This is a genomic window from Pseudomonas sp. LJDD11 (assembly GCF_024584215.1).
Taxonomy (GTDB): domain Bacteria; phylum Pseudomonadota; class Gammaproteobacteria; order Pseudomonadales; family Pseudomonadaceae; genus Aquipseudomonas.
In genome coordinates, this window is the sequence record NZ_JANJFL010000002.1 from 90,297 (window position 1) to 112,157 (window position 21,861).

19 protein-coding genes are annotated in these 21,861 nt (G+C 61.4%); 13 read left to right on the forward strand and 6 right to left on the reverse strand.

All coding sequences use genetic code 11. The features are described from left to right. Positions 1–124: 124 nt before the first annotated feature. A complete protein-coding gene (locus tag NRB16_RS02970) occupies positions 125–1,345 on the forward strand; it encodes an SAM-dependent methyltransferase (protein WP_045488264.1) in 1,221 nt (406 codons plus the stop codon). Here the strand turns inward: NRB16_RS02970 and NRB16_RS02975 are convergent. Then, positions 1,338–2,237 (reverse strand): DMT family transporter, encoded by a 900-nt coding sequence (locus NRB16_RS02975; protein ID WP_257105432.1) that lies wholly within the window; start codon positions 2,235–2,237, stop codon positions 1,338–1,340. The genes NRB16_RS02970 and NRB16_RS02975 overlap by 8 nt on opposite strands. A 201-nt stretch (positions 2,238–2,438) precedes the next feature. On the opposite strand from NRB16_RS02975, the gene yiaY reads away from it, so the two are divergent. Both yiaY and NRB16_RS02985 read left to right on the forward strand, forming a co-directional pair. Next, on the forward strand, positions 2,439–3,587 hold the full coding sequence (gene yiaY, locus NRB16_RS02980; protein ID WP_257105433.1) for an L-threonine dehydrogenase: 1,149 nt from the start codon (positions 2,439–2,441) through the stop codon (positions 3,585–3,587). A gap of 62 nt (positions 3,588–3,649) precedes the next feature. Further along, the gene (locus tag NRB16_RS02985) at positions 3,650–3,985 is read left to right on the forward strand and encodes a DUF2025 family protein (RefSeq protein ID WP_257105434.1); all 336 of its coding nucleotides are present in this window, start codon (positions 3,650–3,652) and stop codon (positions 3,983–3,985) included. Here NRB16_RS02985 and fliB read toward each other — a convergent pair. From fliB to rtcR, 4 genes are all read right to left on the reverse strand, one after another. Continuing rightward, positions 3,982–5,166, reverse strand: coding sequence for a flagellin lysine-N-methylase (gene fliB, locus NRB16_RS02990; RefSeq protein WP_257105435.1), 1,185 nt, complete (start codon positions 5,164–5,166; stop codon positions 3,982–3,984). The genes NRB16_RS02985 and fliB overlap by 4 nt on opposite strands. 166 nt (positions 5,167–5,332) lie before the next feature. After that, entirely contained in the window at positions 5,333–6,271 is a 939-nt protein-coding gene (locus NRB16_RS02995) for a DMT family transporter (RefSeq protein ID WP_257105436.1), read from the reverse strand. A 97-nt stretch (positions 6,272–6,368) separates the two neighbouring features. Continuing rightward, positions 6,369–7,103 carry an AraC family transcriptional regulator gene (locus NRB16_RS03000; protein WP_257105437.1) on the reverse strand — a complete coding sequence of 245 codons (735 nt, stop codon included), beginning with the start codon at positions 7,101–7,103 and terminating at the stop codon, positions 6,369–6,371. A gap of 199 nt (positions 7,104–7,302) precedes the next feature. Continuing rightward, positions 7,303–8,901 carry an RNA repair transcriptional activator RtcR gene (gene rtcR / locus NRB16_RS03005; RefSeq protein ID WP_257105438.1) on the reverse strand — a complete coding sequence of 533 codons (1,599 nt, stop codon included), beginning with the start codon at positions 8,899–8,901 and terminating at the stop codon, positions 7,303–7,305. A gap of 204 nt (positions 8,902–9,105) precedes the next feature. On the opposite strand from rtcR, the gene NRB16_RS03010 reads away from it, so the two are divergent. The 6 genes from NRB16_RS03010 to NRB16_RS03035 all read left to right on the forward strand — a co-directional run bounded on the left by NRB16_RS03010 (position 9,106) and on the right by NRB16_RS03035 (position 17,973). Next, entirely contained in the window at positions 9,106–10,671 is a 1,566-nt protein-coding gene (locus tag NRB16_RS03010; protein WP_253113313.1) for an RNA-binding protein, read from the forward strand. 359 nt (positions 10,672–11,030) lie between these two features. After that, positions 11,031–12,257, forward strand: a complete 1,227-nt coding sequence (locus NRB16_RS03015; protein WP_253113321.1) for an RtcB family protein — start codon at positions 11,031–11,033, stop codon at positions 12,255–12,257. Between the two features lie 121 nt (positions 12,258–12,378). Further along, on the forward strand, positions 12,379–13,410 hold the full coding sequence (gene rtcA, locus NRB16_RS03020; RefSeq protein WP_257105439.1) for an RNA 3'-terminal phosphate cyclase: 1,032 nt from the start codon (positions 12,379–12,381) through the stop codon (positions 13,408–13,410). A 146-nt stretch (positions 13,411–13,556) separates the two neighbouring features. Beyond that, complete coding sequence (locus NRB16_RS03025) at positions 13,557–15,152, forward strand: ATP-binding cassette domain-containing protein (RefSeq protein ID WP_045488296.1); 1,596 nt, start codon at positions 13,557–13,559, stop codon at positions 15,150–15,152. Positions 15,153–15,242: 90 nt separating this feature from the next. Further along, on the forward strand, positions 15,243–17,384 hold the full coding sequence (locus NRB16_RS03030) for a TonB-dependent siderophore receptor (RefSeq protein WP_257105440.1): 2,142 nt from the start codon (positions 15,243–15,245) through the stop codon (positions 17,382–17,384). Between the two features lie 148 nt (positions 17,385–17,532). Further along, positions 17,533–17,973, forward strand: a complete 441-nt coding sequence (locus NRB16_RS03035) for a RidA family protein (protein ID WP_045488299.1) — start codon at positions 17,533–17,535, stop codon at positions 17,971–17,973. 45 nt (positions 17,974–18,018) lie between these two features. Here NRB16_RS03035 and dmeF read toward each other — a convergent pair whose 3' ends face one another. Beyond that, a complete protein-coding gene (gene dmeF / locus NRB16_RS03040; protein WP_045488302.1) occupies positions 18,019–18,951 on the reverse strand; it encodes a CDF family Co(II)/Ni(II) efflux transporter DmeF in 933 nt (310 codons plus the stop codon). Between the two features lie 61 nt (positions 18,952–19,012). Here dmeF and NRB16_RS03045 point away from each other — a divergent pair, with 61 nt between their 5' ends. The 4 genes from NRB16_RS03045 to NRB16_RS03060 all read left to right on the forward strand — a co-directional run bounded on the left by NRB16_RS03045 (position 19,013) and on the right by NRB16_RS03060 (position 21,813). Next, positions 19,013–19,288, forward strand: a complete 276-nt coding sequence (locus tag NRB16_RS03045; protein WP_257105441.1) for a metal/formaldehyde-sensitive transcriptional repressor — start codon at positions 19,013–19,015, stop codon at positions 19,286–19,288. A gap of 40 nt (positions 19,289–19,328) precedes the next feature. Next, the gene (locus NRB16_RS03050) at positions 19,329–19,976 is read left to right on the forward strand and encodes a DUF998 domain-containing protein (protein WP_257105442.1); all 648 of its coding nucleotides are present in this window, start codon (positions 19,329–19,331) and stop codon (positions 19,974–19,976) included. Positions 19,977–20,072: 96 nt separating this feature from the next. Then, positions 20,073–21,032 (forward strand): alpha/beta hydrolase, encoded by a 960-nt coding sequence (locus NRB16_RS03055; protein ID WP_084710240.1) that lies wholly within the window; start codon positions 20,073–20,075, stop codon positions 21,030–21,032. Next, positions 21,016–21,813 (forward strand): AraC family transcriptional regulator, encoded by a 798-nt coding sequence (locus NRB16_RS03060; protein ID WP_257105443.1) that lies wholly within the window; start codon positions 21,016–21,018, stop codon positions 21,811–21,813. The genes NRB16_RS03055 and NRB16_RS03060 overlap by 17 nt, the downstream gene beginning before the upstream one ends. Positions 21,814–21,861 lie beyond the last annotated feature (48 nt).

The following is a 21,861-nucleotide window of genomic DNA, read 5'->3' on the forward strand; positions in this document are numbered from 1 at the left end:
CTTTTTAAATGGTCGCCATTGTGTTGCTGAAACTTCCGACAAAATAATGTCCCGTTTCCCGCCTTAATTGCTTAAACTGCGCGCTGATTTTCAAGGTCCCGAAGGGACACCCGAGGCGTAGTCAATGTCAGTTTCCAACGATGCCGCTACCGGCTCTGTAGTGGATCAGCGTGCCCAATTCTTCACCTTGCTGGACGATTGCCTGGCGCAGAGTGCGCTGGTCAAGCTGGTCCTGGCCCGCTATGTCGGTGCCGAGACCGACCTGCAGCGTATCCTCATCGCGCCGGTGACCCTCAAGGGCCAGGCCTGCCTGTCGTTCGTGTACCGCTACAAGACCCGCGACATCACCAAGAATCATCCGCTGGCTGAGGCTGTGGCGCTGATCGCCGATCTGCTGCCAGGCTCGTTTCGCAATGCTCACCTGCTGTCGCTCAGCGATGAAGTGCAGCTGGAGTTCAGCAAGAAGGGCAAGGCCAATCTGTCACGCAGCCAGGCCGGGCAATCGCGTGTGGCACCTGCGGCGGCCCATGATCGGGAGAAAAAACGCTACCTGGAGCTGACCCGGCCGTTTCTCACCGACCTGGGCGTTACCAACCGCCAGCATGAATTGATTCCTGCCATGTCACGCAAGTGGAAGCAGATCAACAAGTTCATCGAAGTGTTCTCCCATGCCCTGGCTAGCTCGGCTATCCGCCTGGACAAGCCGGTGCGGGTGGCCGACTTTGGCTCCGGCAAAGGCTATCTGACCTTCGCGATCCACGATTACCTGCGCAATACCTTGCAGGTGCAGGGCGAGGTCACCGGTGTTGAGTTGCGCGAAGACATGGTCACCCTGTGCAACAACGCGGCCGCACGGCTGGAGCATCCGGGCCTGGTGTTTCGCTGTGGTGACGTGCGCAGTGTGGCGCCCAGCGAGCTGGAGGTGATGATCGCTTTGCACGCCTGCGATATCGCCACTGACTATGCGATTCACACTGGCATCCGCTCCGGGGCGGCGATCATCATGTGCTCGCCTTGCTGCCACAAGCAGATTCGCCAGCAGATCCAGAGCCCGGGCCTGCTGCAACCGATGCTGCAATATGGTTTGCACATGGGCCAGCAGGCCGAGATGGTCACCGACAGCCTGCGTGCCTTGCTGCTGGAGGCCTGTGGCTACGAGACCAAGGTCTTTGAGTTCATTTCGCTGGAGCACACCAACAAGAACAAGATGATCCTGGCCGTCAAACGCGCCGGGCCGGTTGATCCGGCGTCCATCCTGGCGCGCATTGGCGAACTGAAAAGCTTCTACGCCATCGACGAGCAGTGCCTGGAAACCTTGTTGCGGGCTGACGGCTACTTTAGCTGAGCTTCACTGTCGTGGCGGGCGCACTGACTACCGTAGTCTTGCGCCCGAGAATCACCGTACCAACCACCGCTGCGGCGAAAATCCAGGTCACCGGCTCGACCTGTTCGCCGAACAGCAGGGCCGACAGGGCGATGGTGAAGAAAATCTGCAGCAACTGAATCTGGCTGACCCGGGAGATGCCGCCCATTGCCAGCCCCGAATACCAGGAAAAAAAGCCCAGAAATTGCGAAAACAAGGTGACGTAACCGAACGCCCACCAGGCTTGCGGCGAAATCGCGCCCTGGTGCTGGCTGGCCAGCCAGGCCACTGGCCCCAGCAGAAGCGGGAACGACAGCACCAATGCCCAGCAGATCACCTGCCAGCCGCCCATCTGCCGTGCCAGCCGCCCACCTTCGGCATAGCCCAGGCCACCGACGGCCACTGCAGCTAACATCCACAGGTCGCCCAACTGGATGCTGCCGGCACCATTGATCAATGCGTAGCCCAACACCAGAGCGCTGCCCAGCGCCGCGCAGCCCCAGAACGAGCGTGATGGACGTTCGTGAGCCAGCCAGGCGGCATAGAGGGCGACGAACAAGGGCTGGATGCCATTAACCAGCGCGGCATGCGAGGCCGGCAGGCTCTGCATGGCCCAGGCCGACAGCACCGGAAAGCCGACAATCACCCCCAGCACCACCAGCAGCAGGCCTTTGAGCTGAGCGAAGGTGGGCAGCTTTTCGCGGCGCCACAACAGCAGCAGTGCCGCCGGAATCGCCGCCAGCAAGGCGCGGCCCATGCCGTTGAGCAGTGGATGGATGTCCTGAACCACGATGCGTGTCATCGGCAGGGTCAGGCTGAAAATGATCACGCCCAGCAGGCCCAGGGCCATACCGGTATTTTCACGAGAAGACATGGGAAACGCCAAATGCCAGAAGAGAACAGGATCGTCATCAGGCCATAGAACCGGCGGCCGTGCCTTCTACAGCTAGCGGCAGATTGAGCAGTACAGTTAGGAACTCTGGCTGGCGAGCGGGAAACTGTTCATTGAGCTGAATCAATACCTTTGTCATGCACTACGGCGATGCTGGAGGCCTGTCACGTCAGGAGAGTCAGCATGAGCAGCACCTTTTTTATTCCAGCAGTGAACCTGATCGGTGCCGGCTGTATAAATGAGGCTATGGACGCGATCGGTAAATACGGCTTGCTCAAGGCGTTGATCGTGACCGATGCGGGGCTGGCCAAGGCCGGCGTGGCCAGTCGGGTCGCGGGTCTGTTGGTCGAGCAGGGGATCGATTCGGTGATCTATGATGGCGCCCGGCCCAACCCGACCATTGCCAATGTTGAGCAAGGTCTGGCGCTGCTCCAGCAACACGGGTGTGATTTCGTCATTTCTCTGGGAGGCGGCTCGCCCCACGACTGTGCCAAAGGCATTGCCCTGTGTGCCAGCAATGGCGGGCATATCAGCGATTACGAAGGCGTTGACCGTTCTGCACGTGCGCAGTTACCGCTGGTGGCGATCAACACCACCGCCGGTACAGCCAGTGAAATGACGCGGTTCTGCATCATTACTGACCAGACCCGGCACGTGAAAATGGCGATCATCGACCGCAATGTCACGCCGATCCTGTCGGTCAATGATCCGCAAATGATGGTGGGTATGCCGCCAGCGCTGACGGCCGCCACCGGCATGGATGCGCTGACCCATGCAATCGAAGCGTACGTTTCCACGGCTGCCACGCCGATTACCGACGCCTGTGCCTTGAAAGCCATCGGCCTGATTGCAGGTAACCTGCTGCGTGCCGTAGAGCAGGGCGATGACCTGCAGGCGCGGGAGAACATGGCCTATGCCCAGTTTCTCGCTGGTATGGCATTCAACAACGCCTCGCTGGGGTATGTGCATGCCATGGCGCACCAGTTGGGCGGCTACTATGATTTGCCCCACGGAGTGTGCAATGCGGTCTTGCTGCCCCATGTGCAGCGCTTCAATGCCTCGGTCAGCGCTGTGCGATTGACTGATGTGGCGCACGCCATGGGCGAAAGCATTCGCGGTTTGTCCCCTGAAGCCGGTGCCCAGGCGGCGATCCGGGCGATCAGCGAGTTGTCTGCCAGCGTCGGCATACCTGCCGGGCTGAGCGAGCTGGGGGCATTGGCAGCCGACATCCCGATTCTGGCCGCCAACGCGCTGAAGGACGCCTGCGGGCTGACCAATCCACGACCTGCCGATCAGCAGCAGATCGAAGACATTTTCCGCCAGGCCCTGTGACCTTACCGGCAGCCGGTGGCGGGTTTAAACCACGGCCGGGTGCCCTGCAAGAGGGATTCTTGATGAGCATAACCTCCATGGACATTTGCCAGGCCGCCGAACGACTCGAAGGCTTTGTTGGCTATCACCGCAAGATCCAGACATATATCGTGCGCTTCAGCGAAGACTCGTTCGGCATGGATGTCGATGAACACAGCATCACACCAGTGCGTGAGTTCGTCTGGACGGGCGCTGAAGGCTCGCCCATGACGCTGGACCGCGAACGGCTGCAGATGCTGGTCAACCAGAACATCGACAGCCGCCTGGGCATCAGTGAACCACTGCGTGTCTATTTGCACCGCCATGACCTGCCACCGATTCGCGCCGAGCGTTTGCTAAAGGCGGGCTTAGCAGTTTAATGAAGCGCCTGCTGGGTCTGGCGCACCAGAGCCAACAGGTAAGGTGCTCCCTGCTGGCTGATGGCCTGGCGCAGAACCTTTTCCGAAACCGTGGCGCCGTTGTGGCTGGCGGCGCGGCAGTAGCGATAGACCCGGTCGACGATCTGTTGCTGGTCAGGTGCTTCAGGCAGCGCCGCAGCGGCCTGTACCAGTAACAGATAGCGCAGGGCGAGGGTGCGGATTGCCAGGGTCGCAGCCCATTCGACCAGGGTCACACCATAATCCTGACCGGCGCTGGTGGTGGAAATGAAGGGAAAACCGGTGCGGGTCATCTCGGCAGCCATAAAGCGTTTGAGTACCGGTTCCAGCGCTGCGCCTGCCGCGCTGTAGGCCAGTTCGCGTACCTGCGGTTTAAGGTTCACGCGGTTGTGTTGCGGGGTTTGGCCAGCTTCGATATCGATGGCGGCCATCACGCTCTGGCGCAAACTGTCTGGCACGAACGGTGCCTGAGTGATTTCGAACAGCACCAGCAGCAGTGGATCGGTAACGATGAGGGCCGGATCGGCGGCCGGTAACTGGTAGCCCCGAGTCAACGGCGCAGCCGCTTCGCCCCATTGCGCATAAGGCACCTGGTTCAGTTGCCCGACCAGCTCATACAATTGCACGAGAACGTCACCGGCGGATCGCTGCGAACCGAGCACCAGATCATTGAAGAAATTGACCGTGCTGACCCAACCCTGATCATCGAGGCCGTCAAAGGTGCTCGGGCTGCTGGCTGAAGAGCGATAGTCATCCTCAAGCTGTTCTTCGAGCTGGAACGGTGCGTCACTGAACAGCACCAACCGGGTCACCTCCGGGCAGCTCATGGTTGCCGACTTGACGGTCAGCTCATTGATACGCCGGTACATGCGCGGGTAGGTCGAGCAGATGTCCGGCAAGGCCGGTTCACCGCGTGCCGCATGAATCGAGCAACGACCGTGCTGCAGGGCCAGGCACTGATTGTGGTCATTTTTCTTTATCCGGTAGTCGTCATGCTCCCGGGCGATCAGGTTGAGCAATTCGGGCGCCGTCTGGCCTGCGCGTTCTACCCAGCGCGGTGTCACGGCGATGGGCCAGTTCTGGCAGCACGTGTCTTCACACTGTTCGGCCAGGCAGGAAAACGACTGGATGTACTGGAACGCCTTGACGGGCAGAGTAGCCATACACACCTCAAGCAGAAGGATCGCTTAAAGCCCCTTGAGTGGCGTGGCGGGACGGGTAGTTCCATTGGCTTTGCGCTTTAGAGGGTGTTTACGAAATGGCCGCACTCGCCAGTACGGCGTTGCAATCGCGCAGGCTGCCTCGCTTACGTTTTTTCAGACTCTTGAATCAACCGCTTTGCGTCCTGGCCTGATGGCATCTCAGGCACCAGACCACGCCTGTTATCAGCAGGACAATGGCTGACCACTGCATTGCATCCGGCCAGTGCCCCTCCCACACAAAGCCCAGCAGTAACGCGGCCAGGGTTTCGATGACCAGCACCTGGCCGCTGAGTGCCAGTGGCAGCAGGCGACTGGCCTGATTCCACAGTGCCCCGCCAAGCAGCGAAGCGAGCAGGGCCACGCCGCCGGCAACCATCAGATGGCTGAGCCACTTCTGGGGATCATGGTGGGTTATCTCCGGCCCCAACAGGGGAATGGCCAGCAGCAGGGACTGGGCGCCGGTCATGACGCCGGCCAGTAACGCCCAATCGTAGGCTGATACGCCCGGCATGCGATTCAGGCGTCGGGCATTGCTGACCGCGAACCAGCTCCAGGTCAGCAATGCGCCGAAGGCACAGAGCAGGCCGGGGCCGATATGGGCTGACTGGCCAGCAGCGCCGGTTTGCAGGGTGTGCAGGCTGATCAGCGCCGCTCCCGCACCGGCGCAGCACAGTGATGGTGCCAGACGACGCAGGGGGACGGCCTGGTCATCATTGCGCCCGGCCAGCGCAACCAGCACTGGAATCAAGCCCACGATCAGTGATGTGGTGGCGACTCCGGCCAGTTGTACGCCGCTGCCGACCAGTGTGTAGTACAGCAGATTGCCGATCAGGCTCAGCCAGAACAACGAAATCCAGTCTTCGCGACGCAATGCGGCGCACGCGATGCGCCAGCGCGGTGTCAGCAACACGGCGCAAATCAGGCCGTAGCAAAGAAAACGCAGGATGGCGAACTGGGCGCCAGACAGTTCCGGTGCGAGCTTGGGGCCGAGAAATATCACCCCCCAGCATAATCCGGCGCCAACCCCATAAAACATGCCCTTGAGCGCAACCCGATCTGCCAGCATGAGCCTGTCGCCTTATTCAAATGCAAGGCTGCGAGTCTAGGTGGGGGGAGCGGGTGGATATTGCTCGAAAATTCCGGATTTTTTACCCAGGCTGTTTTTACCGGGGTGATTTCATGCCAGTGTTTTTGCGCCAGACGGCCGGTGTGGTACCGCACTGCCGGCTCATTGCTCTGGTCAGCGCTGCCTGGTCGCAAAAGCCGCAGCGCAGGGCAATCTCGGCAATCGGCAGGTGCGTATCGGTCAACCAGCGCTGGGCCTGGCGCAAGCGAACCTGAGTCAGCCAGGCTTGCGGGGTGGTATCGAGCAGTTCACGAAAGCGCAGGTGTAATTGGCTCAGGCTGACGGCCGCGAGGCTCGCCATCGCTTCATTGCTCCAGGCTGCGGCCGGATTGGCCTGTACTTGCGCAAGCAGGCGCTGGAGACCTCCAGTTGCCGATTGAGGCCCGGCGGCGAGTGCGGACAGTAGCAGCGGTGCGAGTTGCTCGGCGTGATTGACCAGGGCTTGACTGCCTGCCAGCTCGGCAAATTCAATCAGTCGTCTGGCGGCTGGCGAAACAGGCACATAAATGCGTTGGGCCAACGTGTCGAGGGCTTTGTCCTGCAACCAACTGCTCGGGCAGTCGAGCACCAGAAAACAGCTGTCTGCATCAGCCTGTTGCGCGTGTGCCATACCGGGTGCCACCAGTGCTGCCGTTGAAGTGTCGAGCCTGGCGCCATGGCCTTGTACTTCTATTTCCATCCGCCCATGGATCGGCAGCACCAGTTGCGTAAATGCGTGCTGGTGGTGAGGGGATTCACCCTGATAACGGCGAATGGTGAGAACTGGGCTCATGGCACCCTGTTGCAGATAATCAAAAGTCTGTTGGGCTGAATTTACCATAGCCATCTGCCTGATGGTTCCGGTTCCGCCATGAGCGGCCAGCGGCTGGCGCCAGTCAATATCGGCTTATCCGCAATACTGTTTGATTAGGTACTGTATGCCCCCGGCTCTTCCCACTTGGTCCGCAGTGCTTGTCTGAACAATATTAGGCTTACCCGCGAATCTGCTTCCACTCCAGCCCGTAGCGCGCCAGGTATTTGCGTAACCGGTCGGCGTCGTTGGGGTTGGCCTTGCCCTGGCGGGACACGTCGAACAGTTTGCGTCCGGCATCGGACAGGCTGCCTGCGTGGCGGCAGACGTCGATCACTGCCTTGAGTTGCAGACGATCGAACAGGTCCAGCTCAAGGTCGTCTTGCAGCAGCGGTTGCAGGTCGTCCTGTTCGGCAACCAGGCCCCAGGCATAGCTCAGGCGCTGGATTTCTTCCTCGACCTGGCTCTGGTCGATGCGCCCGCTGTCGGCCAGGGTCGCCATGCGCGTGATCGACGCTGAAAGCTCACGGAAATTGCCCAGCCAGGCGGCTTGGCTGGAACTGGCGAAATCCAGGTAGCGGCGCCGCGCTTCAAGGTTGAAGCGAACCAACCGGCCCTGCTCGCGGGCATGACGTTCCAGTTCGAAGTCGATGTTCGGTTCTATGTCTTCGCGGCGGCCACTCAGGCCGGGGAGGTTGAAGGTCCACAGGTTGATCCGCGCATACAGGTCCTCACGAAACAGCCCTTGGGCCACTCGCTCGCGCAGGTCACGATGGGTGCCGGCGATGATCAGAAAGTCGCTGTCGACCTCTTTGTCCGAACCCATGGGGAAGAAGCGTTTTTCTTCGATGGCTTTGAGCAGCATGGCCTGTTCATCGGCGCCCAGTTCGCCAATCTCGTCGAGAAACAGCATGCCGCCGTCTGCCGCACGCAGCAGGCCGTCGCGAGCATTCTGGGCGCCGGTGAACGCGCCTTTGATATGGCCGAACAGTGCCGACATGGCGCCGTCGCCGCGCAAGGTCGCGCAGTTCACTTCCACGAAACGGCCCTGCACCTGATGCCGGCTGCGCTTGAGCTCAAAGATGCGCCGGGCCAGAAACGACTTGCCGGCACCGGTCGGGCCGATCAGCAACATCGGTGCGGTGGAGCGCAGCGCGACCCGCTCGATCTGTTCGATGGTTCGGTTGAAGGTGGTGCTGCGGGTGGCAATGCCTGACTTGAGAAACGCCAGGCCTTCCAGGCGCTTGCCGGCGAAGCGCGAAGCGATGTGGTCGTAGCGCGACAGGTCAAGATCGATGATTGAGTGGGTACCCGGTGCTCGCAGATCCGGTTCCAGACGGCGGGCAGGTGAGGTCTGCACCAGGCGCGCCGGCAGGTAGCGAGCCTCTGTGAGCAGAAACCAGCAGATCTGCGCCACGTGGGTGCCGGTGGTGATGTGGATCAGGTAGTCCTCATGCTCGGTGTCGAAGGCATACGCTGCGGCGAAGTCATGCAGGGCGCCATACACCTCCTGAAAGTCCCAGGGATTTTTCAGGTCCATCGGCTGCAGGCGGACTTCAGTCTCCGGCGAGACCTGACGGATGTCATCGGCCACGCGCTGGGCCAGGCTAACGTCACGGGCGTCGATGCTGTGGATCAGCTCCAGGCGATCAATCAGCAGGTCCGGTTGCTGGCACAGGCCGACAGTAGGCCGCCAGACGGACCAGCGGTTGGCGCCTTTGCCGACCCGGTCAAGCTTGGAGCCGATAAACCCTACAGCCACAGTGCGCTTGCCTGGCATTTTTATCCTTTTAGATAAATGACGATAACCAAGGATAATTTTTGTCGGCGGTTTTGTCTCGCTGACGGACCAATAAAATTCATCTTTTAAAATTAATTCGTTATTAATCAAACACTTATAAATTTATTTAGAGTGATTTTCGAAAGCTGGCACAGCGGCTGCAATACCTCTGATAACAACGGAACATCAGAGCGAGACGCCAAGATGGCCAACTTCAAACTGTTCAATCGCCAGGCGGCGACCTTACCGGTCACTGATACTGTCAATGCAAGCCAGGCGCCGGCCTATGCCTACAACGCCCGTCACAAGCTGGCACAACTGGCGGTGACCGGTTGCCTGAACCAGACCTTCCATGCCTCGGCCCAGGCCCAGCTTGACAGCGTGCTGCAACTGGTCGCTGAGCTGGACAGCCGCTACGTGGCCAAGGCGGCGGTGTATGCCCGCCAGCGAGGACACATGAAGGACATGCCGGCACTGCTGTTGGCTGCGCTGGTGGCTCAGCGCTCGGCGCTGGTGCCCGAACTGTTCGCTCAGGTGGTGGACAGCGGCAAGATGCTGCGCACCTTCGTGCAGATTCTGCGCAGCGGCGTGACCGGGCGTCGCTCCCTGGGCTCGCAGCCCAAGCGTCTGGTGCAGGACTGGCTGAACAATGCCAGCGAGTACCAGTTGTTGCAGGCATCGGTAGGCACGCAGCCTTCGCTGGCTGATGTGGTGAAGATGGTCCACCCCAAACCTGCCGAAGCCTGGCGTGCCGCGTTCTTTGCCTGGTTGCTCGGCAAACCGGTGGATGTGCAGGCCTTGCCGGAGCTGACCCGTGACTTGCTGGCGTTTCGCAGCGGTGCCACGACCGAGGTGCCAGCGGTGCCATTGCAGTTGCTCGGCAATGAAACCCTCAGTGCCGAACAATGGGCTGAACAGGCCCGATACATGGGCTGGCAGGCATTGCGGATGAACCTCAATACCCTGGCGCGGCATGCTGCGTTCCAGGTGCCGGGATGCGCTGAGCAAGTGGCGGCGCGGCTGGCCGATGCTGCACAGGTGGCCAAGGCGCGGGTCTATCCGTACCAGTTGCTGGCCGCTTACCGAATGGCCGGCGACGAAGTCCCGCAGGTGGTGCGTGAGGCTTTGCAAGAGGCGCTGGAGTTATCGCTGGCCAACGTGCCGACGCTGCCGGGCGCGGTGGTGGTCTGCCCGGATGTGTCCGGTTCGATGCACAGCCCGGTCACCGGCTATCGGCAGGGCGCGACCACGGCGGTGCGTTGCATTGATGTGGCCGCACTGGTCGCCGCCGCCGTGCTGCGCAAGCAGCCCAAGGCCCGGGTGTTGCCGTTTGAGTTCGAGGTGGTCAAGGTCAGGCTCAACCCGCGTGACAGCGTGATGAGCAACGCACAGAAGCTGGCCTCGATTGGCGGTGGCGGCACCAATTGTTCGGCACCGCTGGCGCGCCTGGCTGATGAAAAGGCCAGGGTCGATACGCTGATCCTGGTCTCGGACAACGAGTCATGGATCGATGCGCGGCGCCATGGTGCCACCGAGACCATGCGCCAATGGGAGCGCATCAAGCGGATCAATCCGCAGGCGCGGCTGGTGTGCATCGACATGCAGCCCGGCGCGACCACCCAGGCGCCAGAGCGTGAGGATATCCTCAACGTCGGCGGCTTCAGTGATGCGGTGTTCGATGTGATCGAGCAGTTCGCCCTGGGCCAATATGCTGCCCGGCACTGGGTGCGGGCCATCGAAACCTGCGGGACCGGCTTGGGCCGGAAATGAGTTTTTTGCTTCACCGGTGCTGAATGCTGACGGGACTACATTCCAAGACGTCTCGTCAAACCCTGGTCAGCGCCTGTGAACGGCACGAATGCCGGTGGCTGTACATCTGGTTTAGCCGGTTCGATTCCGGCAGCAGGTCCTGGACCTGCTTTCAGTCACCCCCTTTAGTCGTGCCACTTTTTTGAATTTGCCCGGCGAATGCCGGTGGAACTACAGGATGCCGAGGTCGCGGGTTCGATCCCCGCCCGCCGTGAGGCGGTAGCTCAATGGCAGAGCGCGGTACATGTTTCACCCCCTTTTGTCGCCTTGAGGCTGTGAATAGACGCCGAGTAATCGGCCAATTAGAGAAGAACCCGATCATGCAAGAGAAAACCTTTCAGCTACTCGAAGTCGCCAACGGCAAGCCCATCAAGATGTGGACCCAGGGCGTACCGGTAGAAAGCGAAGCCCGTGAGCAGTTGATGAACACCGCGAAGATGCCGTTCATCTTCAAGCACCTGGCGGTGATGCCGGATGTGCACCTGGGCAAGGGCTCGACCATCGGCAGTGTGATCCCCACGGTCGGGGCGATCATTCCTGCGGCAGTCGGTGTGGACATCGGCTGCGGCATGATTGCCGCGCGCACCACGCTGACTGCCCAGGACCTGCCGGATAACCTGCATGGCTTGCGCAGTGCGATCGAGAAGGCCGTGCCGCACGGGCGTACTTCCGGTCGCGGAGGACGCGACAAAGGCGCCTGGGAAAATGTGCCGCAGCAGGCCGATGACGCCTGGGGTGCGCTGGCCAGCCGCTTCAAGTTGATCACCGACAAGAACCCGCAACTGAGCAAGACCAATAACCGTAACCACCTGGGAACCCTGGGCGGCGGTAACCACTTTGTCGAGGTGTGCCTTGATGAGGCCAACCGGGTCTGGTTCATGTTGCACAGTGGCTCGCGCGGGGTGGGCAATGCCATCGGCAACCTGTTCATCCACAAGGCTCAGGAGGATATGCGTCAGCACATCGCCAATTTGCCGGACCGTGACCTGGCGTATTTCGAGGAAGGCAGCCAGCACTTCGACGATTACGTCGAGGCGGTGGGGTGGGCCCAGGATTTCGCCCGGCAGAACCGTGCGCTGATGATGCAGGCGGTGATCCATGCCACCCGGCAGGTCATCAGCAAGCCCTTTGAGGTGGCACTGGAGGCGGTGAACTGCCACCACAACTATGTGCAGAAAGAGCGGCACTTTGGCCAGGACGTGTTTATCACCCGTAAAGGCGCGGTATCAGCGAAAAAGGGCGAGTTGGGCATCATTCCAGGCTCGATGGGCGCCAAGAGCTTCATTGTCCGCGGTCTGGGTAACGAGGAGGCGTTTTGCTCGTGCAGCCACGGCGCCGGGCGAACCATGAGCCGTACCAAAGCCAAAAAGCTCTTCACCGTCGAGGACCAGATTCGCGCCACCGCCCATGTCGAGTGCCGCAAGGATGCCGATGTGATCGATGAGATTCCGATGGCCTACAAGGACATCGACCAGGTCATGGACGCCCAGCGCGAACTGGTGCAAGTGCTGCACACCCTGCGTCAGGTGGTGTGCGTGAAAGGGTGAGCTGGGCTCATGAAATGCACCGCACCGAGCGCCACTCGCGTTGCCGCCAGATGCCTGAGCGGCACGCCCGGGCTGCCGGCCTGGGTAAAGGCCGGCGGCCTTGATCGAATCAGAGGGAACGATGAAAAACGTCATTGAACTGGACGGCGCCATCGGCGGCGGGCAGGTGCTGCGCAGTGCCTTGAGCCTGTCGATGATCACCGGCCAGCCGCTGCATATCCACAATATCCGCGCCCGGCGCAGTCGGCCCGGACTGTTGCGTCAGCATCTGACAGCGGTACTGGCAGCGGCCGAGATCTGCACTGCACACACCGAAGGTGCGCATTTGCATTCTCAATCGCTGAGCTTTGTACCCGGCCCGGTCCGTGGCGGTGATTACCGCTTCAGCATCGGCACTGCCGGCAGTTGCAGCCTGGTATTGCAGACCCTTTTGCCTGCGCTGCTACAGGCACCTGCACCTAGCCGGGTGAATGTCACGGGCGGCACCCATAACCCGCTGGCACCACCGGCGGATTTTCTCCAGCGGGCCTTTGTGCCGTTGTTGCAGCGTATGGGCGCGCAGGTCGAGCTTGAGTTGCTGCGCCATGGTTTTGTGCCGGCCGGTGGTGGTGAGCTACAGGCAATCATTCAGCCTTCGGCCTTGCAGCCGCTGCAACTGAACGAGCGTGGTCGCGTGCTGGCGCGGCGTGCCACGGCGCTCAGTGCCGCAGTGGCCGGGCATGTGGCCGAGCGTGAACTGGGGCGGGCGGCCAGGCGGCTGGACCTGCAGCCGGCAGAGTTGTTGCGCCAGGTGCTGGATGCCGAACGCGGACCGGGCAATGCCCTGTTGCTGGAGTTCACCTGCGAGCACCTGACTGAGCTGTTCAGTGCGCTGGGTCAGGCCAGCCTGCGGGCCGAGAAGGTCGCTGACCTGGCGGTGGACGGCGCACGGCGCTGGCTGGCCAGTGAGGCGGCGGTGGCTGAGCATCTGGCCGATCAATTGCTGTTGCCCATGGCGCTGGCCGGCGGCGGCAGCTTTAGCACCACGCATGTGAGCGAGCACTTGCAGAGCAATATCAGCGTGATCGAGTGTTTCTTGCCGGTACGTTTCGAATGCAGGGAATTGTCCAGCGACTTGTTGCAGGTGCAATGCTTGAAGACCACCGGCACTTGACCCATGCCTGATCGGCGCTAAAGTGTGGCGCTTGTTTCCTCCGATTGAGGTGTTCGTCCGATGCGCCATTGATGCCGCCGTCCTTTGACGGCTCGTTTAACTAGCCCGCTTTGCTGCGGGGTGTTTTCGGCATCTGTGGAGTTCATATGACGGGCCCTTGTCTGACGCTTGATAGCGTTTGTTTTGTGTTGCCTGATGGCAGACCGCTTTTTACGCATCTCAGTGCACAGTTCGACCAGCAGCCGACCGGGCTGGTGGGGCGCAATGGTGTCGGCAAAAGCATGCTGGCGCGGATTCTTGTCGGCCAGCTTCAACCTGCCAGTGGCCGTTGCCTGCGCAGCGGGCGGGTGCATTACCTGGCCCAGCAGGCCAATGGCGCCTGTGTCGCCGAACTGGCCGGTGTGCAGACGGTGCTGGAGGCGTTGCAGCGCATTGAGGCCGGTAGCACGGCCATTGAGGATTTCGACGCCGTCGGCGAGCGTTGGGATATTCGTCAGCGCCTGGAGCAGGCGTTGCAATCGGTTGGCCTTGGGCATCTGCAAGCCACCACCCCGGCGTCTGAGCTCAGCGGGGGCCAAGCCATGCGCGTGGCGCTGCTGGGCGCGATGTTGTCGCAGGCTGATTTTCTGATTCTCGACGAGCCGAGCAACCACCTTGATGCGTCGAGCCGAGCGGCGCTGATCGAGCAACTGCAACGCTGGCCGGGCGGTTTGCTGGTAATCAGTCACGACCGGCAGTTGCTGGGGGCCATGCAGCGCATCGTCGAGCTGACCCCCTCGGGGCTGCACAGCTATGGCGGCGATTACCCGCACTACGTCCGCTGCAAGGCCGCCGAACAGCACGGTGCCGAACAGCACTTGCAACAGCGGCGTCTGGAGCTCAAACGCGGCCAGCAAGCGCTGCGTGAGCAGCAGCAATGCCAGCAGCGCCGTCAGGCGCAAGGCCGGCGCCAGGGGCGCGAGGCCAATCAGGCCAGGATCCTGCTGGGCCGCCAGAAGCAGCGCAGCGAACAGTCGGCAGGCCGACAACAGCAACGGCAACTGGACGAGACCGCCCGCCTGGCAGCCAATGTCCGTGAGGCCGCCAGGCAACTGGACGACGAGCGGCTGATCAACCTGCACGTTCCACCGGTCGATACGCCGCCGCAACGTTGGGTGGCCGAGTTGCTTGATGTCGAACTGGCGCATGTCCCGGTCAGGCAACAGATCAACCTGGCCCTGCGCAGCGGTCAGCGGCTGGCAATCAGCGGGCCGAACGGTTGCGGCAAATCCAGTCTGTTACGCCTGCTGGCCGGTCAGCAGGCACCGCTGGCAGGGCATTGTCGGGTGTCAGTCGCCAGCGTGCTGCTGGATCAGCCACTGAGCCTGTTGCTGCCGCATCGTTCGGTGCTTGAGCAATTGCAAGCGCTGAACCGGCGCGAGCCGCAAGCTGTGCTGCGCATGCGTCTGGCGCAGTTGGGGCTTGATGCGCAACAGATCCTGATGCCCAGCGCCCGGCTCAGCGGTGGCGAACAGGTCAAGGCCGCGCTGGCGTTGGCCCTGTACGCCGAGACGCCCGCGCAACTGCTGTTGCTCGACGAACCGGGCAATCACCTGGACCTGCCGTCCCTTCAGGCGTTGGAAGCCATGCTGCGGGCTTATACCGGGACACTGGTGGTGGTCTCCCATGACCCGGTTTTCAAGGCAGCACTGGCATTGGACAGTGAGTTTATGGCGAGCACTGACGGCTGGCAGATGGGTTAGCGGTGGTGTATATAAAAGAGATTCACAAATGATATTTGTTTCTATTTAATACGCGCACTCCGCCTATTTCTCCTCTTCAGGTACACCCGCATGCGGCATTTTTCACGTCCCCTCGTCTCGGCTGCCCGTGGTACGGCCATTGGTTTACTGGCTATCAGCCCGGCGGTCATGGCCGACAACAGCCCGACGTCGGCTGGCCAGGCACTGGAGCTGCCCGATACCACTGTTCAGTCCAGCTATGAACAGACCTCCAGCACCGCCCCGTTCACCGGTTACAAGGCTGACCGCGCGCAAAGTGCGACCAAGACCAATACCCCGCTGAACGAAACGCCGCAAACGGTGAGTGTGATCGGCAGCGAGCAGTTGCGTGACCAGAACGCCCAGTCGCTGGCCGAGAGCCTGCGCTATACCGCCGGGGTCAATGCCGGCCAGCGCGGGCGCCGGGGGCTGGATGACTTTATCGTGCGCGGCTTCGTCCAGAGTGCCTACAAGTTCGTTGATGGCATGCGCATGGATTCGGACATGTGGATCCAGAGCGACCCGTTTGCCTTCGAACGCATTGAAGTGCTCAAGGGGCCGGCCTCGATTCTGTATGGCCAGATCGCACCGGGCGGTGTGATCAACCAGGTCAGCAAGCGGCCCACTGATCAGCCACAGGCCGAAGTGGGCATGGGCCTGGGTAACTACGGCCAGCGCAAATACACCGCCGATCTGTCTGACAGCCTCAATGCCGATGCCAGCCTGCGCTATCGTCTGGTGGCGCTGTACTCCTCCAGCGATGACATCGTCGATCACGTCGACCGCGACCGCAGTTACATCGCCCCGTCGCTGACCTGGGACATCAATGACGACACCAGCGTGACCCTGCTGGCCAGTTACCAGAAGAGCCACTATGTGCCGATCCGTGGCCTGCCGGCTGAGGGCACCGTGCTCGCTAACCCCAACGGCAAGATCGACCGCGACCGTTTTGTCGGGGTGCCGGGCATCGACAACTACACCACCGAGCAGCGGATGTTCGGCTATGAGCTGGAGCATCGGTTCGCACCCAACGTCAGCTTCCGCCAGAAGCTGCGCTACAACGAATACGACCTGGACGGCGCGTTCGCCAGCCCCACCTCGCTGGCCGCCAACAAGCGCAACTACAACCGCCAGATCCAGTGGCGAGATGTCAAAGGTGAAGTGTTCACCATGGATAACCAGCTCAACGTGCAGTTCGACAGTGGCCCGCTGAGCCACGACGTATTGGTTGGGCTGGACTGGTTCGACTTCCATACCGATGACACCCGTCACACCTCGACTCTGGCGGCGATCGACCTGTACAACCCGTCTTACAACGTGACGCCCGGAGCAAAGACTTTTCAGGCTGCCACCAGCGGCACCGAAGACCTGCTGCAGCGCGGCCTGTACCTGCAAGACCAGATCAAGTTCGGTGACGGCTGGAACCTGCTGCTGGGCTTGCGCCACGATGACTCGGAACTCAAGTCCCATCGCGGCACGACCCGCACCACCACTGACGAGAACGCCACCACCGGCCGGGTGGGGCTGTTGTACGCCTTCGAGAGCGGCTGGTCGCCGTACATCAGCTATAGCGAGTCGTTCGTGCCGGTCACTGGCAGTGATGTCAGTGGCAAGGCCTTCGAGCCGGAAACCGGTGAACAGGTCGAGGCCGGCATCAAGTACCAGTCGCCGAGCAAGGCCTTCGATGTGACGTTCGCGGTGTATGACCTCAAGCGCCAGAACGTCACCACCACCGACCCGAACAACAGCGGTTTCAGTGTGCAGGTGGGTGAACAGCGCCACCGCGGCGCTGAAGTCGAGTTGCATGGCCAGTTGACCGAAAAGCTCGACCTGGTGGCGACCTATAGCTATATCGAGGCCGAAATCACCAAGAGCAACGATGGCTTCCAGGGCAATCGCCCGGTGCAAGTGCCCGAACACATGGCCAATGCCTGGCTGCGTTATGACCTCTCCAGCCTGCTGCCGGGCCTGGGAGTCGGTGCCGGAGTACGTTACATCGGTGAACAGGCCGGCGATCAGGCCAACAGCTTCAATTCGCCCGAGTACACCCTGTACGACATGATGGTCGACTACAAGACCGGCCCATGGCGCTTTGCGGTCAATGGCAGCAACCTGAGCAACAAGGATTACACCGCCAGCTGTGCCAGTACCTCGCAGTGCTTCCCGGGTGATCCGCGCATGCTGATGTTCAGCACCAGCTACCGCTTCAGGTAATTGCCGGGGAGGGGGCGGTTACATGCTGTGGGTGCAAGCAGCGCCGCGTGACAGTTTGCCGGTTTACCGGGCCTGATCGGAAACATAGCCTGCCGGGCGCTTCACTATGAAGTGCCCGCATGCAGTTTCATCAGATCAAGGACCTTTCATGAAAACCACCCGTTCACTGCTGCTCGGCCTGTTGGCCCTGTTCGGCGCCACGACTGCGGTAGCTCAGGTCAAATTCGCCAATTCCGGTGCCAGCGGCTTTCCCATTTCCGATGCTGTCCAGGTTGGCAATACCCTCTATCTGTCTGGCCAGTTAGGGATGCTGCCAGGCACCGGCAAGCTGGCCAGCGGCGGCATCGAAGCCGAGTCGCGCCAAGCCATGGATAACATCCAGCGTATCCTGCAAAGCCATGGCCACAGCATGCAGGACGTCGTCAAATGCACGGTGTTTCTGGCCGATATTGCCGAGTTCGGCCAGTTCAACGAGGTCTACACCCGCTACTTCGAAGCTGACCGTTATCCGTCCAGAAGTGCTTTGGGCGGTATCAGTCTGGTGAAGGATGCGCGGGTAGAAGTGGAGTGTCTCGCCGCCAAGGGGTGAGCCACCGTCAGCCGCGCCGCCTGGTCGGTGCGGCTCAAGCGCTTTTCAGACCGGTGCCGGGCGGTTGATTTCCACCGTCACATGCACCAGTTCTTGATGGATCGACAAGGCATTGCGCACCGTTTCTGCTTCCAGCGGCTCGTTACAGGCCAGGCTCAGCATGCAGGCGTACTGGTCCTTGCCGACCCGCCACACATGCAGGTCTGTCAATGTCGAGCTGACCGGCAACTGTTCGATCACCTCGCGCACCTCGGCCACCACCGGTGCCTGCATTTCTGCATCCAGCAGCACCCGTGCGGTGTCACGCAACAAGCCTTTGGCCCATACCCCCACCAGTATCGCGCCGACAATGCCCATTACCGGGTCCAGCCAGCCGGCTGCCCAGAATTTGCCGGCCAGCAGGGCGATGATCGCCAGCACCGAGGTCGCTGCATCGGCCAGGACATGCAGATAGGCCGAGCGCAGGTTCAGGTCGTGGTGATGCTGGCCGTGGTCATGAGGGTGGTCATGGCCGTGATGGTGATGGTCGTCACGCAGCAACCAGGCGCACAGCAGATTCACTGCCAGCCCCGCCACGGCAATGACGATGGCTTCGTCGTAGTGGATTGGCCCGGGATACAGCAGCCGCTCGACGGACTGAAAGACCATCAGCCCGGCCACGCCGAGCAACAGGATGGCACTGGTGTAGCCACCCAGAATCTCGATTTTCCAGGTGCCGAAGGTGAAGCGCGGGTCACTGGCCAGCCGTCGCGAGGCCGCATAGGCGAACAGCGACAGGCCCAGTGCCAGGGTATGGGAACTCATGTGCCAGCCATCGGCGAGCAATGCCATAGAATTGAATTGCCAACCACCCACGATTTCCACGAGCATCATCACTGCCGTGATCCACATGGCGATTCGCGTCTTGCGTTCGGCTGACAGATCGGGCTGGTGAAACTCATGCGAATGCAGGCAATGCCCGGTGTCACGAGTGATCATGAGCAGCGTGCTCCAGAAATGAAGTTTTATACTATACCCCAGTATAGTTTTAGGAAGGCTAATGGCTCATACCGTAAAGGGCAAGAAGCAGTTGCTGACCCGGGTCCGCAAGATCCGTGGCCAGGCCAATGCATTGGAAACAGCGCTGGAAGATGAAAAAGACTGCGTGGCGATCCTGCAGCAGATTGCGGCGATTCGCGGCGCGGTCAACGGCTTGATGGCCGAGGTGATGGATGGGCACATTCGCGACCACCTCGGCGATGCCGAGCTGAGCGCTGAACAACGTCAGGTCGAAATCGAGCAGATTTCCACATTGTTGCGTTCGTATCTGAAATGAACTGACAGCCAATCTGCGCAAGCAAGTTAAAGGAATAACAATGCAAACGATTTTCCTGAATCTGGGCCGGCTGATTCCCGTCTGGCTGTTTTTCGGTGTGCTGTTCACGGCGCTTGGTTATCCCGGCTACAGCCATCTCGACCAGGCCATGAGTCAACTGGGTGCGCAGGGCGCTGCTACTCACGGCTACTCGCCATGGGTCAACAACTACCCGCTTGGCGTGTTGTTCGTGCTGTTTGCCTTGGGTGTGAGCCAACGTTTTCGCGGGTCGCGTCTGGCGCAGCTGAGCGCCGCGCTGATTGCGCTGCATGGTCTGGCCAGTTTTGCCACCGGCTACTTTGCCTGCGATCAGGGCTGTGCACCTGAGCAGCCGTCCTCATCCCAACAACTGCACAACCTGGCCGGGCTGGTCATGTTCCTGTCGCTGACCCTGGCCAGTGCCCTCTGGATCTTGCTGGGCAAACGGCTGCTGCACTCTCGCGGCTTTGGCGGTTATTCCGCGCTCTGTACCGTGCTGGCGCTTGTGAGTGTGGCGTTTATGGCTCAAGCGCTGGAGGCCGGGCATCTATTTGGTCTGTATCAGCGGCTCAACTACGGCGTGTCGGTCCTGTGGTTGGCGGGCCTGGCGCACATGGCACTGGGTTCGCAGCGGCCCGGTTTAAAGTTCGATATCCGCCGGTCAGCCTGAAGCCGGGCTTGTTGATCGGGGCATTTGCCAATCCGGGCGGCGGCAGGCAGCATGCGCGGCGTGACCGATCCAACGGCGCCTGAGCTGAGGTTGAAGATGTTCTTGAAGTGGACGCAGAGGCTGCTATTGCCTCTGGCATTGATGTCGATCCCGGTGCTCGCTGCCGAGCAAACCGTGCAGGTCCCAGGTCCTTTGGGGGCGCTCTCGGGCAGCCTTGTTGCTGTCGCCGACCCGCAGGCCCCGGTGGTGCTGATCGTGCCAGGCGCAGGCCCGACTGACCGCGACGGTAACAATCCGCTGGGCATTCGTGCCGCCACCTACCGGCTGCTGGCCCAAGGGCTGGCCGGGCAAGGCATCAGCAGCTTGCGCATCGACAAGCGCGGGCTGTTTGGCAGCCGCGCAGCGATTGCCAATCCCAATCAGGTGACCGTTCAGGACTACGCCAGCGATGTGCGCTTATGGATGAGCTATCTGGCCCAGCGTGAACGCTATCGCTGCGTCTGGTTGCTGGGCCACAGTGAGGGGGGCCTGGTCGCCATGTTGGCGGCGCAGAACAACCCGGACCTGTGCGGGGTGATCCTGCTGGCCGCCCCCGGCCGACCGATGGGGCAGGTGTTGCGCAGCCAACTGGCCCGCAACCCGGTCGAGCGCAAGCAACTGGACGCCGCGCTGGCGGTGATCGACTCGCTGGAGCGCGGGGTGCCGGTGGCTGAGGTGCCGGGCGTGTTGCAACCGTTGCTAAGACCTGAGGTGCAGAGCTTTCTGATCAGTGGCTTCGCGCTCGACCCGGCGCAGTTGCTGTCGCGGGTCAACAAGCCAGTGCTGATCCTGCAGGGTAACAGCGACCTGCAGGTCGGGATCAACGACGCCGAGGCGCTGCATGCGGCCCGGCCGGGCTCGGTGTTGCGTATCCTGGCGGGCGTCAATCATGTGTTCAAGGCGGTACCGCAAGGCGATCATGAAGCCAATGTCGCGGCCTATGGCGACCCTGATCTGCCACTGGCCAGTGGCGTGATCGAGCCCATTGTGCAGGTGATCCATGGCGCCGCGCACTGATTGGGTCGTGCACAGCGGTCACTCCTCCAGGGTCGAGCGCATCGAGGCGTTTTTCGGTGGTCACGGTTACGACCCGCACCGCCACGATACCTACGCGATTGGCCGTACCTTGTCAGGGGTGCAGAGTTTTCTGTACCGCAAAAGCCTGCGTCACAGCCTGCCGGGCGGCACCATGGTGTTGCATCCCGATGAATTGCACGACGGCATGGCGGGCACCGAAGAGGGCTTTCATTACCGGATGATTTATATCGAGCCGGTGTTGATCCAGCAGATTCTAGGCGGCCAGCCATTGCCGTTTATCAAGGGCGGCCTGTCGACCGATCCGCGTTTGTACCGGGCCAACGAAACGTTCATGCAGGCCATGGATTGCCCGCTGGAGCCGCTGCAAGAACAGGACGCGCTGTTCGACCTGGCCCAGGCGCTGCAAGCGGTGTCCGGTCACCCCAAGGGCCGACGCAGTTTCGATTATCAGGCCGCCGAGCGCGCTCGCGAGTACATCCATGATTGTCAGGGCGGCCAGGTGAGCATGGATGAACTGGAGCGGGTCAGCGGCCGCGAGCGCTGGAGTCTGTCGCGCGACTTTCGTGCGCTGTACGGCACCAGCCCCTATCGCTACGTGACCCAGCGCCGCCTGGCGCTATGTCGGCAACTGCTGCGCTCGGGCTTTACCCTGGTCGATGCGTCGCTGGCGGCCGGCTTCTTCGACCAGAGCCATATGACCCGGCACTTTGTACAGTGTTATGGGTTGTCGCCGTCGCGCTGGTTGAAGATGCAAGGCTGAGGTTGCAGGATCGTACAAGAAGCCAGCGTCCTGGCCTCATTAAGCTGA

Bases quoted from the DNA above. Each gene is read 5' to 3' on its own strand.
- NRB16_RS02995 (WP_257105436.1), bottom strand. From the start codon at position 6,271: ATGCTGGCAGATCGGGTTGCGCTCAAGGGCATGTTTTATGGGGTTGGC.
- rtcA (WP_257105439.1), top strand. From the start codon at position 12,379: ATGAAAAACGTCATTGAACTGGACGGCGCCATCGGCGGCGGGCAGGTG.
- NRB16_RS02975 (WP_257105432.1), bottom strand. From the start codon at position 2,237: ATGTCTTCTCGTGAAAATACCGGTATGGCCCTGGGCCTGCTGGGCGTG.
- NRB16_RS02985 (WP_257105434.1), top strand. From the start codon at position 3,650: ATGAGCATAACCTCCATGGACATTTGCCAGGCCGCCGAACGACTCGAA.
- NRB16_RS03045 (WP_257105441.1), top strand. From the start codon at position 19,013: ATGGCTCATACCGTAAAGGGCAAGAAGCAGTTGCTGACCCGGGTCCGC.
- yiaY (WP_257105433.1), top strand. From the start codon at position 2,439: ATGAGCAGCACCTTTTTTATTCCAGCAGTGAACCTGATCGGTGCCGGC.
- NRB16_RS03015 (WP_253113321.1), top strand. From the start codon at position 11,031: ATGCAAGAGAAAACCTTTCAGCTACTCGAAGTCGCCAACGGCAAGCCC.
- NRB16_RS03050 (WP_257105442.1), top strand. From the start codon at position 19,329: ATGCAAACGATTTTCCTGAATCTGGGCCGGCTGATTCCCGTCTGGCTG.
- fliB (WP_257105435.1), bottom strand. From the start codon at position 5,166: ATGGCTACTCTGCCCGTCAAGGCGTTCCAGTACATCCAGTCGTTTTCC.
- NRB16_RS03025 (WP_045488296.1), top strand. From the start codon at position 13,557: ATGACGGGCCCTTGTCTGACGCTTGATAGCGTTTGTTTTGTGTTGCCT.
- dmeF (WP_045488302.1), bottom strand. From the start codon at position 18,951: ATGATCACTCGTGACACCGGGCATTGCCTGCATTCGCATGAGTTTCAC.
- NRB16_RS02970 (WP_045488264.1), top strand. From the start codon at position 125: ATGTCAGTTTCCAACGATGCCGCTACCGGCTCTGTAGTGGATCAGCGT.
- NRB16_RS03030 (WP_257105440.1), top strand. From the start codon at position 15,243: ATGCGGCATTTTTCACGTCCCCTCGTCTCGGCTGCCCGTGGTACGGCC.
- NRB16_RS03010 (WP_253113313.1), top strand. From the start codon at position 9,106: ATGGCCAACTTCAAACTGTTCAATCGCCAGGCGGCGACCTTACCGGTC.
- NRB16_RS03035 (WP_045488299.1), top strand. From the start codon at position 17,533: ATGAAAACCACCCGTTCACTGCTGCTCGGCCTGTTGGCCCTGTTCGGC.
- NRB16_RS03060 (WP_257105443.1), top strand. From the start codon at position 21,016: ATGGCGCCGCGCACTGATTGGGTCGTGCACAGCGGTCACTCCTCCAGG.
- rtcR (WP_257105438.1), bottom strand. From the start codon at position 8,901: ATGCCAGGCAAGCGCACTGTGGCTGTAGGGTTTATCGGCTCCAAGCTT.
- NRB16_RS03000 (WP_257105437.1), bottom strand. From the start codon at position 7,103: ATGAGCCCAGTTCTCACCATTCGCCGTTATCAGGGTGAATCCCCTCAC.
- NRB16_RS03055 (WP_084710240.1), top strand. From the start codon at position 20,073: ATGTTCTTGAAGTGGACGCAGAGGCTGCTATTGCCTCTGGCATTGATG.